The sequence below is a fragment of the Snodgrassella alvi genome (assembly GCF_002777855.1).
GTDB classification, from domain to species: Bacteria; Pseudomonadota; Gammaproteobacteria; order Burkholderiales; family Neisseriaceae; genus Snodgrassella; species Snodgrassella alvi_E.
Map to the genome: position 1 here is coordinate 29,206 of NZ_MEIK01000035.1, position 15,494 is coordinate 44,699.

A 15,494-nucleotide genomic window follows, 5' to 3' on the forward strand; every position below is an offset into this window, starting at 1 on the left:
ACAAATAGCAAAAACAATATTTTGTATTAACATAGCTACACGCTTAGAGGGTCAAAATTTGCTGTACTATACAAAAAAATGCTTTCCAAATTCCAGCCTGTCTTATCCAAGTGTAAATTACCCTGTTCTCATACCAAGGCTTCGGTATAATACCAAGCTTAATTACCTCAACCTGCTAATCATTGACAGGCCTGTTGTTTGTACAATTTATCGCACAACAATACAAAAATTTAAAAAATCTGGAGACTTGCATGAGTGCAATCATTGACATCTTTGCGCGTGAAATACTCGATTCACGTGGTAACCCTACAGTGGAATGTGATGTTTTACTAGAATCAGGCGTAATGGGCAGAGCCGCAGTACCGTCTGGTGCTTCAACCGGCGAAAAAGAAGCATTGGAACTGCGTGACGGAGACAAACAGCGTTATCTTGGTAAAGGTGTATTACACGCCGTAGAAAATGTTAATAATGAGATTGCACAAGCATTAATTGGCATCGATGCCAGCGAACAAAGCTACATTGATCAGATTATGATTGATTTGGATGGTACCGAAAACAAGGGTCGTCTTGGAGCCAATGCTACCCTCGCCGTATCACTGGCTGTCGCCCGTGCCGCTGCAGAAGATGCTGGTTTACCTTTATACAGATACATCGGTGGAGCCGGACCCATGTCTATGCCCGTGCCCATGATGAATGTTATTAATGGAGGTGCACATGCCAACAACAGTTTGGATATTCAAGAATTCATGATTATGCCGGTAGGTGCAGAATCTTTCCGCCAAGCTCTGCGATGCGGTGCAGAAGTTTTCCACCAGCTGAAAAAATTGTGCAACGACAAAGGAATGTCTACTTGCGTTGGTGATGAAGGTGGCTTCGCACCCGATCTGTCCAGCCATGAAGAAGCAATCAAGCTGATACTGTCTGCAGTAGAAGCCGCAGGCTATGAACCCGGCAAAGACATCGTACTGGCTTTGGATTGTGCATCTAGTGAATTCTATAAAGATGGACATTACCAATTAACAGCAGAAGGATTAAACCTGACCAGTGCGCAATTTGCAGATTATCTTACAGAATTGGTGAACAAATATCCGATTGTCTCAATCGAAGATGGCATGAGTGAACATGATTGGGATGGCTGGAAATTATTAACAGAGCGATTGGGCAAAAAAGTACAGTTGGTAGGCGATGATCTATTTGTCACCAATCCCGCCATTTTAAGTGAAGGCATTGCTCAGGGACTAGCTAATTCATTACTCGTTAAAGTTAACCAGATTGGTACCTTATCAGAAACACTAAAAGCTGTAGATCTGGCGAAACGTTCAGGCTATACCAGTGTAATGAGCCATCGTTCAGGTGAAACTGAAGACAGCACCATTGCTGATTTAGCCGTGGGTACGAACTGCATGCAAATTAAAACTGGTTCCCTGTCACGCTCCGATCGCATCGCCAAATATAATCAATTATTGCGAATTGAAGAAGAACTAGGTAGCGCTGCTTATTATCCAGGTAAAAAAGCCTTTTATCAGCTGGGCTAAACCGGATCTAGGCAAAACCGATAGGCAAATAAGATGAAGTGGGTAACCTGGGTACTGTTATTGGCACTAGCCAGTTTGCAATACGACCTGTGGATGGGGCATGGCGGCTGGCAAGACATGTGGAAACTGGAAAAAAGTGTTGTTGCGCAAAATTCCAGTAATGAAGCATTGATACAACGCAATCGTGCCCTCACCGCTGAAGTTAAAGATCTTGCTGATGGAAAAGATGCAATCAACGAAATGGCTCGCGATAAGCTAGGATATATACAAGGAGGCGAAGTGTTTTACCGCTTTGTACCCTCTGGAACGCTCACAACCATAACTGATACATCAGCCACCATACCTACAAGATGACATCCCGATAATTACCCAGATAAACAGCTTTCATTAATGAAAGCTGTTTTTATTCACAGATGTGAAATGTCATTCAATTTGTATAAAATCTAAATTTCATATTACAAAATTTAGTTGTATACCTACGACAGCTACTGCCCATTTCAGGTCGATATTAAATCATAAAGCGGTAATATAGATAGCCAGTATATTTAACCATCAGTATGATGTTATAGACCATAGGCGCACGTTGTACATAAGTAGGGAATAAAAAGGCAGATAAATGATATCTATTCAGAAAACAAGTTACGGTCTCAAAGTAGTATTACATAACGACTTCACACTGAAAGACTTCAATCAACTGGAAGAAGCATTATTATCAGCCATTAATCAAAAACTACAGCCTGATTTATTGCTAGATTTGAGCCAAATGAAAGACTTTACCATCGATATGGCTCTAGAACACTTACGATTTTTACGTCAACATGCACATGACATCGGCCGTACCGCTATCGTTGTTGAAGACATATGGATTCGGCTTGGTGCACGTTTTGCCAACTTATTGACATTACAACACCCAAAATACTTTAGTGAAATCGAACCAGCACAAAGATGGCTAGAGCAGAATGCTCAAACCACAACTGTTATTGGTAACAATCATTAAATGCATCAATTTAAATTGATATATTCTACTTTTACCAAATAAACCTATTCCAAAAATAATAAAATTTTTAGCATAATTAATCACAATAGGTTTATCCAATTAGAAATGATCTGAGCAAGTACTTTCGGTTGCTCCAAGGGAATCATATGCCCGCTATCGTTAATAACTTTAAGGCTGGCCTGTGGTATAAATTCCTGCAACTCTTGTGCCTCATCCAAAGAGCGCATCTGATCCTGTGCTGCAGCAATAACCAAAGTTGGACAAGAAATTTTCTGGTCAGTTGGCGTTGCCCGACTGAGCAGTGATTGTCGTTTTAAAACCTCAAACCCCAAACGTTCACTCATACCACGAATACGAGCAATTAAATCCATATTATTCTGATTATCCGGACGTAAAGTCTGCATAATGGCTTTGTTTCCTAATCCTCGAAAATGTAAATGTTGCTGAATCTCTAATGTATTCAGCTTAGCCTTATGCTGTTCAGGAGTATCTTCACGTAATGACGATGCAATTAACACCAGAGCGGCAACCCGTTGCGGATATCTAGCAGCTAAAGCCCTTGCAACAAATCCCCCCAGAGAAAAACCGATCAGTACAAACCGTTTCGGTGCAAAAGCAGCTATATTCTCCGCCATTGTTTCAATATTTTCACCTTTGGCCAAGGAAGCACAGCATACAGATTGAGAAACAGGTAAATAAGATTTCATCTCATCCCATAATGTTTCATCCAGCATAAAGCCGGGAATACATACCCAGGGTAAAAAGCTTTGATCGGACATTTTATAATTCACTATCAAAAAAATTATTTTTACAAATTAAATATCAGATTAATTTCTACTCTGCCCACTAACGAATCAAAACAGATATTTTGTATTCTGCACATAAATAAAAATACAGTAAGCTTAATATATCAGCATTCTATATCAACTGAAGCTAAAGCATTTAAAGCAAAAACAACAAGTCATTTTACAATGATAACTATCATTAATTATCTCTATTCCTCTAGCAAGCAGAAATACCTTCACAAATACTCACTTTAGCAAGTAATTAGTATTTTCAACCAACGCTATCATCAATCACTGGGCTCTACACAGGCAAAAAATTTCTCAATCACATCCTCTGAATAATAAACATTATGCCATTCTGCATAAATACAATACATATAATTATATCTGTACCTTAAACCTCTACATTCACAGCAAAATTGACTTAACACAGCACATATCGCAAAATTAAACAGTCATTAACATTATTAATTGATTGAGAGGAAATTATGACCCAAAATTTTATTTTAACCAGTTCCGAATTTAAAAATGGCGATACCGTTGATTCCTCCTATCAAAGTGACCGAGATAATCAGTCGCCAGCATTGGCATGGCAGAATGCACCGGCCGGAACCAAAAGTTTTGCAATTCAATGTCATGACCCAGATGCACCAACTGGAGGTGCAGGCTGGTGGCACTGGATGGTAGTCAATCTTCCTAAAGACGTAACCGAATTACAACGCAATGCCGGAGCAGCAGATGGGCAAAATCTTCCCGTAGGTGCACAGCAACTACGTAATGACACAGGAACCTTGGGTTATTCAGGATTCTACCCACCGGAAGGCACGCCACCACATCGTTATATTTTTACCGTTTATGCTTTAGATACCAATAAAATTGATTTGCCGACGGATGTAACAACCAGCTGTGCAGGTTTTTTAATCAACAGCCATGCTATTGCTCAAGCTTCGATTACAATTTACTACGGTCGATAATTAATTCAATAATATTAATTTATCACCGAATATAAAAAAGGTTGGCCTTCAAAGACCAACCTTATATTTATAATTTATCTTCAATCTTCTATGGGATTTTCTTTTGCTACCGTATCTATCAGATGCGAAATACTCATACCCCGTTCAAGAGAATCGTCATAAATAAAAGTCAATTCAGGTGTTCGGAAAAGAGTAATTCGCCGCGCCAGTTCACTGCGCAAATAGCCTCTAGCATGTTCTAAAGCTTCTTCAGTAACAGCACGTGTAGCATCATCCAGCACCGTATAATAAACAGTAGCGTGGCTATAATCACGAGTTACTTCAACTTCATTAATTGTAATAAAACCGGCTCTCGGGTCTTTCAGACCCACACGTACCAAATTGGCCAACTCACGCATAATTTGCTCTTTGACACGATCCTGACGTGCATAACCGCGTTGTGGTTTGCGCATAATCAATCCTTTCTGTGAACAGGCAATAATACAGGCAGCCCAAAATATCCTTTTAGGCTGCCTGTTACTGCTCATTATCTTCAAAGTTTACGGGCAACCTCAACCACTTCAAATGCTTCCAGCTGATCACCTTCCATAATGTCATTATAGTTTTTCAGCATCAAACCACATTCAAAGCCCTGCCGTACTTCTTTAACGTCGTCTTTGAAACGTTTTAATGAAGCCAGCTCGCCAGTATGAACAACCACATTATTACGAATCAAGCGTACATGCGAGTCACGTTTAATTAAACCATCCGTAACCATACAACCAGCAATATTGCCTACTTTAGATACCGTAATAACCTGACGGATTTCTACCGTACCGATTACATTTTCTTTCTGCTCAGGTGCCAACATGCCACTCAAAGCAGCTTTCACATCATCAATAGCATCATAGATAATGTTGTAATAGCGGATTTCAATACCTTCATGCTCAGCCAGCTTGCGTGCAGTAGCATCAGCACGGACATTAAAGCCAATAATCACAGCACCGGATGCAATCGCCAAATTAACATCAGATTCGCTTACACCACCTACACCACTATGCAATACATCTACACGTACTTCATCAGTAGATAGTTTACGCAAGCTTCCAGCCAAAGCCTCATACGAACCCTGTACATCGGCTTTAATGATAATCGGCAGACTTTGTGCCTGATTTTCACCCATGTTATTAAACATGTTTTCCAGTTTGGCTGCCTGTTGCTTGGCTAGGCGCACATCGCGGTATTTACCCTGACGGAACAATGCAATTTCGCGAGCTCTTTTCTCATCTGCCAGTACGATGAAATCTTCACCTGCATTAGGCACATCAGATAATCCCAGAATTTCAACTGGAATAGATGGGCCGGCAGCAGCAATAGTTTTGCCATTTTCATCCACCATAGCACGTACACGACCGAAAGTTGTACCGGCCAGCACCACATCGCCTTTGTGCAGAGTACCACTTTGTACCAGCAAAGTTGCCACAGCACCACGACCTTTATCCAGCCGTGATTCAACAACAATACCTTTAGCAGCAGCATCAACCGGTGCTTTCAGTTCAAGCACATCCGCTTCGAGCAGTACTGCTTCCAGTAAAGCGTCAATATTCGTACCCTGCTTGGCAGAAACATCGATGAACTGTACATCACCACCCCATGAATCCGGCACCACTTCATGTGCCGTTAGTTCTTGGCGAATACGTTCCGGATTAGCGCCTTCTTTATCAATCTTGTTTACAGCCACAACCAAAGGTACTTTGGCTGCTTTAGCGTGAGCAATCGCTTCTATCGTCTGCGGCATTACACCGTCATCGGCAGCCACAACTAGAATAACAATATCAGTAGCCTGAGCACCACGAGCACGCATAGCCGTAAATGCTTCATGCCCCGGAGTATCCAAGAAGGTAATCACACCACGAGGCGTTTCAACATGATAAGCACCGATGTGCTGAGTAATACCACCGGCCTCACCCTGTACCACACGGGCACGGCGAATATAATCCAATAAAGAAGTTTTACCATGGTCTACGTGACCCATTACTGTCACCACCGGTGGACGTGGTAATGCTTCAGCTTCAGTAACAGTCGTATCCTCATCCAGAAATGCTTCAGGATCATCTGCTGCCGCAGCCTTACCGATATGACCCATTTCTTCTACCACAATCAGGGCGGTTTCCTGATCCAATGACTGATTAATGGTCACCATCATGCCCATCTTCATCAGGGTCTTAATCACTTCAGCTGCTTTAACGGCCATTTTATGAGCCAGCTCTGCCGCCGTGATGGTTTCCGGTACCAGCACTTCATGTACTACCGGTTCTGTAGGTGCTTGGAATGCATGCTGGTTCGGCTCTAGTTTAAGCTGTTTCTTACCACCTTTTTTACCACCACGTCTACGGCTGTCCTCGCCATTACCCATATCTGTTCCGCGACGGTTTTTACCTCCGCGAGTAGATTTATTTTTAGGCATATCATCTTCACGCTGATGACGTTGCTCATCTTTTTTGCGCCGTGAACCTGAATCATTCCCGCTATCCGCAGCTTTGACAGAAGCGCTGCTAACCGATTTCTTCTCAGTCGGTTTGGCTGAACGTACTTCTGCTGATTTCTGCTCGCTGGCGGCTTTGCTTTGTTCCATAGCTTGTTGCTTGGCCGCTTCTCGGCGCGCCTGACGCTCTTGCTTCTGTTTCAGCAGCATTTCACGCTGTTCTCGTAAAGCCTCTGCTCGACGTGCTTCTTCATCGCGTTGAGCTTGCTCTTCCGGACTAATAATCGGTTTGGCTGCTTCGGCCACCAAAGCAGCCAAATCCACTTTCTTCGCATTATTACGATTACGATTGCGTTTGGATTTGTGCTGCTCATTTTTATCTGCTGCTTTTTTATCAGCAGAAACTTCTGCCTTAGGAGCTACCACTTCAACCTGCTGTTGTTTAACTTCTTGTTGTTTCACTTCCTGTTTTACCACTTCTGTCTGCACAGCCTCCACTTTAGGTTTTGGTTCGGTTTTACTGGCCGTGGCTGCTGCTTTCAAACGCGCCGCCTCTGCAGCTGCGGCAGCTGCAGATTCTTCTCTGCGTTTGGCTTCAGCCTGCTCCTCAGCGGCTTTTTTCGCCTGTAGCTCAGCTTCAGTATCTACCTTAACTGGTTCTGATTCATGTTTTACAGGTGCCTGCTTTTCTTCAGACAAACTGACCTGCTGTTCTTCAGGTGGCACTACAATACGGCGACGACGACGGGTTTCAACCTGTACCCCACCTACCGTACTCTTTTCGGCCTGCTTCTTACGATTCAGTGTGATGGTACCGGCAGACTGACTACCATTAGACTGCTTTAAATAAACCAGCAACTGTTTCTTATCTTCAGCAGTCAGTTTATCTGATGCTGTCTGTTTGTGTACTCCTGCTTCGGCCAGCTGTGTCAACAGTCTAGTAGTAGACATATGTAGCTCCGAGGCAAATTGTTCTACAGTTATTTGATTACTCATTCGCGTACCCTCATATTTCGTCAAACCAGTGGGCGCGTGCAGCCATCACCACTTTCTTGGCGGTTTCCTCATCAATGCCAGTAATTTCAATCAGTTCGTCAACTGATAGCTCAGCCAGATCATCACGGGTTTTAATTCCCTCATTAGCCAAATCATGCAGCATCTCCTGATCGACACCTTCAAGATTTTTCAGGTCTTCATCCATGCGTTCCAGCTGCTCTTCAGAGGCAATGGCCAGAGTCAGAATCGCATCACGAGCACGGTTACGCAACTCTTCAACTGTGCTTTCATCAAAACCTTCAATTTCCAGCATTTCCTGAACAGGCACGTAAGCCACTTCTTCCAGACTAGTAAATCCTTCTTGAACTAGCACTTCGGCCACATTTTCATCAACACCAAGATTGTTTATAAAGAGTTCACGTATAGCCTTATCTTCGGCTTCGTGGCGTTCCTGCGCCTCTTCCACAGTCATAATATTCAATTGCCAGCCAGTCAGTTCTGCGGCAAGGCGTACATTTTGACCACCACGACCAATCGCCAGTGCCAACTGGTCTTCAGCTACAATCACATCTACAGAATGGTGATCTTCATCAATCAGAATGCGCGTAACCTCAGCTGGGCTTAATGCATTAATCACAAATTGAGCGGTTTCAGGTGACCACAACACCACATCTATACGTTCACCAGCTAGCTCCTCAGTAACCGCATTCACACGAGAACCACGAACACCGATACAGGTGCCTTGCGGATCAATGCGGGCATCATTTGATTTCACCGCTATTTTGGCGCGTAAGCCAGGATCACGAGTGACTTCTTTAATTTCTAGCAGACCGTCCTCAATTTCGGGCACTTCCATTTCAAACAGTTTCAGCAAAAATTCACGCGAAATACGAGTCAGGATAACCTGATTGCGATTGCCGATCTGGTCGACACGTAAAAACAGAGCTCTTACACGGTCTCCATTTCGAAAATTTTCCCGAGGAATCATCTGATCACGCGGCAGCAATGCTTCCAATCGTCCGATTTCCACAATAGCACCATGCCGTTCCATACGTTTAATCGTACCAAGAACCAGATTATCTTTGCGTTGTAAGAATTCATTTAAAATCTGTTCGCGTTCTGCATCACGAATGCGCTGCAGAATAACCTGCTTAGCAGTCTGTGCACCAATCCGGCCAAATTCAACATTCTCAATTGGCTCTTCATAATATTCACCAATTTGCAGCGTAGTATCCGGAATTTCTTCCTGTATTTCTTCAATCGTTTTCTGAATATCCGGATACGTATAGTCCTCATCCGCCACAATCAGCCAGCGGCGAAAACTGCGGTAATCGCCAGTATTGCGATCAATCACTACCCGCACATCCATATTTTCACGCTCAGTTTTTTTCTTAGCTGCACTGGCCAGAGCAAACTCCAGTGCACTAAATACTACTTCTGTATCAACGTTTTTCTCACTTGCCAAAGCTTCGGCCAGTAGTAAAATTTCACGACTCATTTAATTCTCCTTGCAAGCCTGCGCTTACAACAATATGAAAATTTAATTTAAAAATCAAACTCTGGCTTTAAACGTGCTTTGTCAACATTCTGCCATTCAATACATACCGTTTTACCGGCTGCAACCGCTGCACGTTTGGCCCTGCGTATTTCATTCGCCTCTTCCAGCGTAATACTAATCAAACCATTATCATCAATACCATTGATGCGACCGATAAAATTTTTCTGGCCATCAATCGGCAAACGGGTTTTAATCTTAGCCAGTTGTCCTGCAAAACGTGCAAAATCAGCAGGCTTAGTCAGCGGACGATCCAAACCAGGACTGGAAATTTCCAGACGCTGATAATCAACATCTTCTACCGCCAATACACGACTTAAGTGGTTGCTAACAGCTACACAATCATCCAGAGAAATGCCGCCTTCAGCTTTATCAATAAAGACCCGTAAATCTCCTTGCGAAGTCAGCTCATAATTCACCAACTCATAGCCCAGACCTGGCAAAGTTTTTTCCAAAATGCCCTGAATATCCATCTGTGCTCCGTAAAAACAAAAAAATGGCCTCAGGGCCATTTCTCAATAATTCGAAAAATTTCTTTATTTTAACTCATTGTTGAAAAAAAAGAAACCACCTGCCATTATTTTGATTGCCCATATAATGCGATAAAACTAGACATATCAATCAATTGTATCGGTTCTTATATTCTTATAACTTCTTAAAAGTCCGATCATAAAAAATTTTTAGCTTAACCCTTGGTTTTATTACAACAATACTTGCCACTACCTTAACTTAAACTGGCTGAAACCTGCATATTTACCAAAAATAAGCACTCATTTCACATCAAGAGCACACATCAAGGTCTAATAAACAAAAAAATCTATAAAAACCCAGTCTTAAGGGATTGGCTAAACCCCATGTTAAGACTAAACTGCTCCCCCTGTTAAACACATCAATAGGGTAAATAAATGCGTATACAGTTTTCTGCCAATACGACAATGACACTTGCAGCATTGGGCATTGTCTACGGCGATATTGGCACCAGCCCTCTGTATGCCTTAAAAGAAAGCTTTCGCGCATCTTCCTTAGCGCCCATTGAAACAAATATATTAGGTTTTGTTTCTCTTATTCTCTGGTCATTGCTACTAATAGTCACCTTGAAATATGTACTTTTTATTTTGCGAGCTGACAACAATGGTGAAGGTGGAGTGGTAGTCCTCATGCAACAGGCTATGCGGCATCTAAAAGGGAAACCAGTCTGGATTGCCATGATGATGGGGCTTACCGGCACAGCATTATTTTACGGCGATGCCATGATTACGCCTGCTGTTTCTGTACTTTCTGCTGCTGAAGGCCTGACCGTCATCAATGAAAGCTTTCGGCCGTACGTAATGCCAATAGCACTGGCAATTCTATTCGGATTATTTTTGATACAAAAAAAGGGCACTCATAAAATCGGCAAATTGTTTGGCCCTGTTATGCTTGTTTGGTTTAGTGCCATCGGCTTGATAGGTCTCTATCAGATAGTACAGGCACCAAGAGTAATATTGGCATTCAATCCCTACTATGGCATCAAATTTGCCATTGATCATGGCTGGGATGGCTTTATCGGATTGGGTTGTGTTGTATTGGCTGTAACTGGTGCTGAAGCTTTATATGCCGACATGGGGCATTTTGGTCGCCAGCCCATTCAAACAGCATGGATTAAAATAGTGTTGCCAAGCCTGATAGTCAATTACCTGGGACAGGGAGCATTGATTATGCATAACCCAACGGCAATTAACAATCCTTTCTATTTGAGTGCTCCACACTGGTTATTAATCCCATTAATCATACTTGCTACCTTTGCAACCATTATTGCCAGTCAAGCTGTTATAGCTGGTGCCTATTCTCTCACTCGTCAGGCCATTCAGCTTGGATTCGCACCACGCATGAACATCATCCATACCAATAATGAAGAAATTGGTCAGATATATCTGCCATTAGTCAACTGGTTATTACTAACCGCCGTTACCTTAGTAGTGTTGGCTTTTCACGATTCTGAACATTTAGCCTCAGCCTACGGCATCGCCGTTACCGGAACCATGGTCATTACCTCATGCTTGTTTTGTGTTGTCATGATTAAAAACTGGCACTGGCCTATACCCATTGCAGTAATGCTTACCTCATTGTTCCTTTGCTTTGATCTGGTTTTTTTCAGCAGCAATCTATTGAAACTTATTCATGGAGGCTGGTTTCCCGTAATGGTAGCTTTGATTGTCGTTACTCTTTTTTCAACCTGGCGCCGTGGACAATGGCAATTGCATCAGGCACAGCAAAGCAAAGAATTTTCACTTGATAACTTTGTCGAAAATCTACATGACTTCCCACCACAGGTAGTTACAGGTAATGCCGTATTTATGGTATCAGATCCATTCAGCGTACCTCGCGCATTACTTCATAACCTTAAACATAATAAAGTCTTACATAGCTACAATGTCTTACTCAGTATCAAAACCAAAGAAATACCTTATATCGCCGATAATGAACGCATTGCCATGAAGCAAATAGGGCCACGTTTTACCCGCGTAATTGCAAATTACGGATTTCAGGAAACCGCCAACATTAGCCACATTCTGTCATTGATGGCCGAACAAGGCATCACACTTGATACCATGGATACATCGTTTTTTCTTTCTCATGACAGCATCGTCGTTGCTGCTCGAACCAAACATGGCAATATGGGACGCTTACGCGCCCGCATATTTAAATGGCTATATAAAAACAGCGCAACAGCTACAAACTACTACCATATCCCTGCTAACCGTGTAGTCGAACTGGGCGCTCAAGTAGTCATTTAACCAACATACCCGTTACCAAAACAGGAAAAATTTATGAGTATTAAAATTGGTATTGTCGGTGCTACAGGATACACAGGAGTAGAATTACTGCGCCTTCTTGCCCACCACCCCGAAGCAGAAATCATTGCCGTTACCAGCCGAAGTGAAGCAGGAATAAAATTAAGTGAATACTTTCCCAGTCTGCGTGGGCAGTACGATGATCTGGTGTTTCAACATCCAGAACAAGCCTGTTTAAAGGATTGTGACGTCGTTTTTTTTGCTACTCCCAATGGCATAGCTATGCAGGAAGCACCACCTTTACTGGCACAAGGTGTAAAAGTTATTGACCTATCAGCGGATTACCGCATCAAAGATGTTTCTCTGTGGCAACAATGGTATCCATTTACTCATAGTAGCCCAGAATGGGTTGCGAAAGCTGTATATGGTCTGTGCGAACTAAACCGTAGAACCATCGCCAATGCACAATTAGTAGCGAACCCAGGCTGTTATCCGACCTGCGTCAGCCTGCCTTTAATCCCATTGCTGCAAAAGCAATGCCTGATTGATAATCAGCCAGTAATAGCAGACTGCAAATCTGGCGTTTCCGGTGCAGGGCGCAAAGCGAGCTCCAGCAATCTGTATGCTGAATGCAGCGATAATTTTAGGGCTTATGGCATCAGCGGCCATCGTCATTTACCCGAAATAAGACAAACCCTTAATTATCTACACCCCCAGATGGGAAACAATCTCGTTTTTGTTCCCCATCTCACCCCCTTGATTCGCGGCATGCATGCCACCATATATGTACAAGTAAAAAATGGTTACAATCCAGCCGAACTGATTGATGAATACTATTGTAACAGCCAAGTAGTAGATGTCATGCCAGTTGGCAGTACGCCGGAAACTCGATCTGTTCGCGGAGCAAATCTTTGTAGAATCAGCTTACAGCCAGCTCCTGAAAATAACACATGGATAATTCTGTCGGTTATAGACAATCTAGTTAAAGGCGCAGCCGGACAAGCAGTTCAGAATATGAATATCATGTATGGGCTTGACGAAAGCTGTGGATTAACATTTGTTCCCCTATTGCCATAACTAGCCGGCAGGATAGACAATCCAGTATGCACACATCTTTTAAAAGGAATTGCCATGTCAGAAACCGACATTGAAACACCCATTGTATTTACCGAAAGCTGCTGTACCAAAGTTAAAGATTTGATTGCTGAAGAAAATAACCCCGATCTTAAACTGCGGGTATTTGTAACTGGAGGAGGTTGTTCTGGTTTTCAGTATGGCTTTACGTTTGATGAAATCGTAAATGAAGATGATTTTGAAATTGAAAAAGACGGATTAACCTTTTTGATTGATCCAATGAGTTACCAATATCTTGTCGGAGCAGAAATTGATTACTCCGAAAGCCTGCATGGTTCGCAATTTGTCATCCGCAATCCAAATGCCACCACCACATGTGGCTGTGGCTCATCTTTTTCTGTTTAACCGTAAAACTTTAAAATATCAATTCAGCTAAAATAAATCATAATTAACTAAATTTAAAAAACATCAACCAGCCAAAACAGGCTGGTTGATGTTTTTAATTAAACAATGAACATTAAAATATAATTAAATTGACAAGTTTTAAAAAAATTTGTCATCTTCAATAAAATGTAAAATAACAAGTTATTTACATTAGTATTTTTATACCAAGCTTATAATAATCAAGGTGCCAGAGCAGTAAAGGCCTTTCTTAGTTAATAATAAATTAATAAGGAGCTTTACCATGAACCATGATTTAAAAAAATGTCCAGTTACCCACCTGACCACCGATCAGGGTGCCCCGGTATCTGATAATCAAAACAGTCTCACCGCCGGTCCTCGTGGCCCATTATTGGCGCAGGATCTGTGGCTAAATGAAAGACTGGCTAATTTCGTGCGCGAAGTTATTCCCGAACGACGAATGCATGCCAAAGGTTCTGGTGCATTTGGTACATTTACTGTCACTCACGATATTACACAATACACATGTGCCAAATTGTTTAGTCAGATTGGCAAAAAGACCGAAATGTTTGTTCGCTTTTCAGAAGTAGCAGCCGAACGTGGCGGCGGCGATGCAGAAAGGGATATTCGAGGATTTGCCATGCGGTTCTACACCGAGCAAGGCAATTGGGATATAGTTGGCAATAACACACCGGTTTTTTTTCTGCGCGACCCTCGCAAATTTCCAGATTTAAACAAAGCAGTCAAACGGGACCCTCGTACTAACCTGCGTAGCCCTACTTACAACTGGGACTATTGGACACTGCTTCCCGAAGCTTTTCATCAAGTTACTATTACTATGTCAGACAGAGGCATTCCAGCTAGTTATCGTCATATGCATGGTTTTGGCTCCCACACCTTCAGCTTTATCAATGCCAACAAAGAACGATTTTGGGTTAAGTTTCATTTCCGTACCCAACAAGGCATCAAAAATCTTACCGATGAAGAAGCTGCCAACATCATGGGACAGGATCGGGATAGTCATCAGAGAGATCTCTACAATGCTATAGAAAAAGGTGATTTTCCAAAATGGACTATGTACGTTCAAATCATGCCCGAAACCGATGCAGAAAAAGTACCTTATCACCCATTTGATTTATCCAAAGTTTGGCCACATGGAGATTATCCGCTGATCGAAGTAGGCGAATTCGAACTAAACCGTAATCCCGATAACTATTATCTTGATGTTGAACAAGCTGCTTTCGCCCCCAGCAATTTGGTTCCGGGAATAAGCGTTTCACCCGATAAAGTATTACAGGCTCGGTTATATAACTACGCAGATGCTGCTCGTTATCGCGTTGGCGTAAATCATCATCAGATACCAGTAAATAAAGCCCGTTGTCCCGTATTCAGCAATCATCGTGATGGTTTAACTCGAGTAGACGACAACTACGGTAGTCTGCCACATTACGAACCAAATAGTTTTCATCAGTGGCAAGAACAACCGGAATTCAGAGAGCCACCATTAAAAATACACGGAGATGCAGACTTCTGGAATTTTCATGAAGACGATAATGATTATTTCAGTCAGCCTCGAGCTCTTTTTAATCTGATGAGTGATGCTCAAAAACAAGTATTGTTCGAAAATACCGCACGAGCCATGGGGGATGCACTTGATTTTATTAAATATCGCCACATCCGCAATTGCCATGCCTGCCATCCTGATTATGGCGCCGGTGTAGCCAAAGCCTTAGGCATGACCGTTGAAGATGCGCTGGCTGCGCGTAGCAGCGATCCAGCTCAAGGTTGTGCAGTTTTAATTTAATTATTAATGTCTATCAGAAATCCTTAAACATTTGAGACTAAGGATTTCTGATTTTTATTTTTGTTTAAAAAATATTGTTTAAAACTTAAAATAAATCGATAGTCAAAATAACTGTTGAAAAAAAATAAATAATA

13 protein-coding genes are annotated in these 15,494 nt (G+C 42.2%); 8 read left to right on the forward strand and 5 right to left on the reverse strand.

Annotation, left to right across the window (positions count from 1 at the left end):
- The first annotated feature begins 251 nt into the window (after positions 1-251).
- The 3 genes from eno to BHC43_RS08540 all read left to right on the forward strand — a co-directional run bounded on the left by eno (position 252) and on the right by BHC43_RS08540 (position 2,532).
- On the forward strand, positions 252-1,535 hold the full coding sequence (eno, locus tag BHC43_RS08530) for a phosphopyruvate hydratase (protein WP_100141299.1): 1,284 nt from the start codon (positions 252-254) through the stop codon (positions 1,533-1,535).
- Between the two features lie 33 nt (positions 1,536-1,568).
- Complete coding sequence (ftsB, locus tag BHC43_RS08535) at positions 1,569-1,889, forward strand: cell division protein FtsB (protein WP_100152032.1); 321 nt, start codon at positions 1,569-1,571, stop codon at positions 1,887-1,889.
- Positions 1,890-2,151: 262 nt separating this feature from the next.
- Positions 2,152-2,532 carry a SpoIIAA family protein gene (locus BHC43_RS08540; protein WP_100152031.1) on the forward strand — a complete coding sequence of 127 codons (381 nt, stop codon included), beginning with the start codon at positions 2,152-2,154 and terminating at the stop codon, positions 2,530-2,532.
- A gap of 80 nt (positions 2,533-2,612) precedes the next feature.
- On the opposite strand, the gene BHC43_RS08545 is transcribed toward BHC43_RS08540, so the two are convergent.
- Positions 2,613-3,311: an alpha/beta fold hydrolase gene (locus BHC43_RS08545; RefSeq protein WP_100157118.1), complete on the reverse strand. Its 699-nt coding sequence runs from the start codon at positions 3,309-3,311 to the stop codon at positions 2,613-2,615.
- A 494-nt stretch (positions 3,312-3,805) separates the two neighbouring features.
- Here BHC43_RS08545 and BHC43_RS08550 point away from each other — a divergent pair, with 494 nt between their 5' ends.
- Positions 3,806-4,291, forward strand: a complete 486-nt coding sequence (locus BHC43_RS08550; protein WP_100157119.1) for a YbhB/YbcL family Raf kinase inhibitor-like protein — start codon at positions 3,806-3,808, stop codon at positions 4,289-4,291.
- 80 nt (positions 4,292-4,371) lie between these two features.
- On the opposite strand, the gene rbfA is transcribed toward BHC43_RS08550, so the two are convergent.
- From rbfA to rimP, 4 genes are all read right to left on the reverse strand, one after another.
- Positions 4,372-4,743 carry a 30S ribosome-binding factor RbfA gene (gene rbfA / locus BHC43_RS08555; RefSeq protein ID WP_100157120.1) on the reverse strand — a complete coding sequence of 124 codons (372 nt, stop codon included), beginning with the start codon at positions 4,741-4,743 and terminating at the stop codon, positions 4,372-4,374.
- 80 nt (positions 4,744-4,823) lie between these two features.
- Positions 4,824-7,751: a translation initiation factor IF-2 gene (gene infB / locus BHC43_RS08560; RefSeq protein WP_100157121.1), complete on the reverse strand. Its 2,928-nt coding sequence runs from the start codon at positions 7,749-7,751 to the stop codon at positions 4,824-4,826.
- A 10-nt stretch (positions 7,752-7,761) separates the two neighbouring features.
- Positions 7,762-9,249, reverse strand: coding sequence for a transcription termination factor NusA (nusA, locus tag BHC43_RS08565; RefSeq protein WP_100157122.1), 1,488 nt, complete (start codon positions 9,247-9,249; stop codon positions 7,762-7,764).
- Between the two features lie 47 nt (positions 9,250-9,296).
- Complete coding sequence (gene rimP, locus BHC43_RS08570) at positions 9,297-9,779, reverse strand: ribosome maturation factor RimP (RefSeq protein ID WP_100141306.1); 483 nt, start codon at positions 9,777-9,779, stop codon at positions 9,297-9,299.
- Positions 9,780-10,211: 432 nt separating this feature from the next.
- Between rimP and BHC43_RS08575 the strand changes: the two genes are divergently transcribed.
- The 4 genes from BHC43_RS08575 to BHC43_RS08590 all read left to right on the forward strand — a co-directional run bounded on the left by BHC43_RS08575 (position 10,212) and on the right by BHC43_RS08590 (position 15,360).
- The gene (locus BHC43_RS08575; protein ID WP_257378012.1) at positions 10,212-12,083 is read left to right on the forward strand and encodes a potassium transporter Kup; all 1,872 of its coding nucleotides are present in this window, start codon (positions 10,212-10,214) and stop codon (positions 12,081-12,083) included.
- Positions 12,084-12,116: 33 nt separating this feature from the next.
- Positions 12,117-13,157: an N-acetyl-gamma-glutamyl-phosphate reductase gene (gene argC / locus BHC43_RS08580; RefSeq protein ID WP_100157123.1), complete on the forward strand. Its 1,041-nt coding sequence runs from the start codon at positions 12,117-12,119 to the stop codon at positions 13,155-13,157.
- 54 nt (positions 13,158-13,211) lie between these two features.
- Positions 13,212-13,559: an iron-sulfur cluster insertion protein ErpA gene (erpA, locus tag BHC43_RS08585; protein WP_100141308.1), complete on the forward strand. Its 348-nt coding sequence runs from the start codon at positions 13,212-13,214 to the stop codon at positions 13,557-13,559.
- Between the two features lie 280 nt (positions 13,560-13,839).
- Positions 13,840-15,360 carry a catalase gene (locus tag BHC43_RS08590; protein ID WP_100157124.1) on the forward strand — a complete coding sequence of 507 codons (1,521 nt, stop codon included), beginning with the start codon at positions 13,840-13,842 and terminating at the stop codon, positions 15,358-15,360.
- The last annotated feature ends 134 nt before the right edge of the window (positions 15,361-15,494 follow it).

Coding starts and splice junctions, on each gene's coding strand:
- BHC43_RS08575 (WP_257378012.1), top strand. CDS start 10,212: ATGCGTATACAGTTTTCTGCCAATACGACAATGACACTTGCAGCATTG.
- BHC43_RS08540 (WP_100152031.1), top strand. CDS start 2,152: ATGATATCTATTCAGAAAACAAGTTACGGTCTCAAAGTAGTATTACAT.
- BHC43_RS08590 (WP_100157124.1), top strand. CDS start 13,840: ATGAACCATGATTTAAAAAAATGTCCAGTTACCCACCTGACCACCGAT.
- nusA (WP_100157122.1), bottom strand. CDS start 9,249: ATGAGTCGTGAAATTTTACTACTGGCCGAAGCTTTGGCAAGTGAGAAA.
- rbfA (WP_100157120.1), bottom strand. CDS start 4,743: ATGCGCAAACCACAACGCGGTTATGCACGTCAGGATCGTGTCAAAGAG.
- erpA (WP_100141308.1), top strand. CDS start 13,212: ATGTCAGAAACCGACATTGAAACACCCATTGTATTTACCGAAAGCTGC.
- BHC43_RS08545 (WP_100157118.1), bottom strand. CDS start 3,311: ATGTCCGATCAAAGCTTTTTACCCTGGGTATGTATTCCCGGCTTTATG.
- BHC43_RS08550 (WP_100157119.1), top strand. CDS start 3,806: ATGACCCAAAATTTTATTTTAACCAGTTCCGAATTTAAAAATGGCGAT.
- ftsB (WP_100152032.1), top strand. CDS start 1,569: ATGAAGTGGGTAACCTGGGTACTGTTATTGGCACTAGCCAGTTTGCAA.
- rimP (WP_100141306.1), bottom strand. CDS start 9,779: ATGGATATTCAGGGCATTTTGGAAAAAACTTTGCCAGGTCTGGGCTAT.
- infB (WP_100157121.1), bottom strand. CDS start 7,751: ATGAGTAATCAAATAACTGTAGAACAATTTGCCTCGGAGCTACATATG.
- argC (WP_100157123.1), top strand. CDS start 12,117: ATGAGTATTAAAATTGGTATTGTCGGTGCTACAGGATACACAGGAGTA.
- eno (WP_100141299.1), top strand. CDS start 252: ATGAGTGCAATCATTGACATCTTTGCGCGTGAAATACTCGATTCACGT.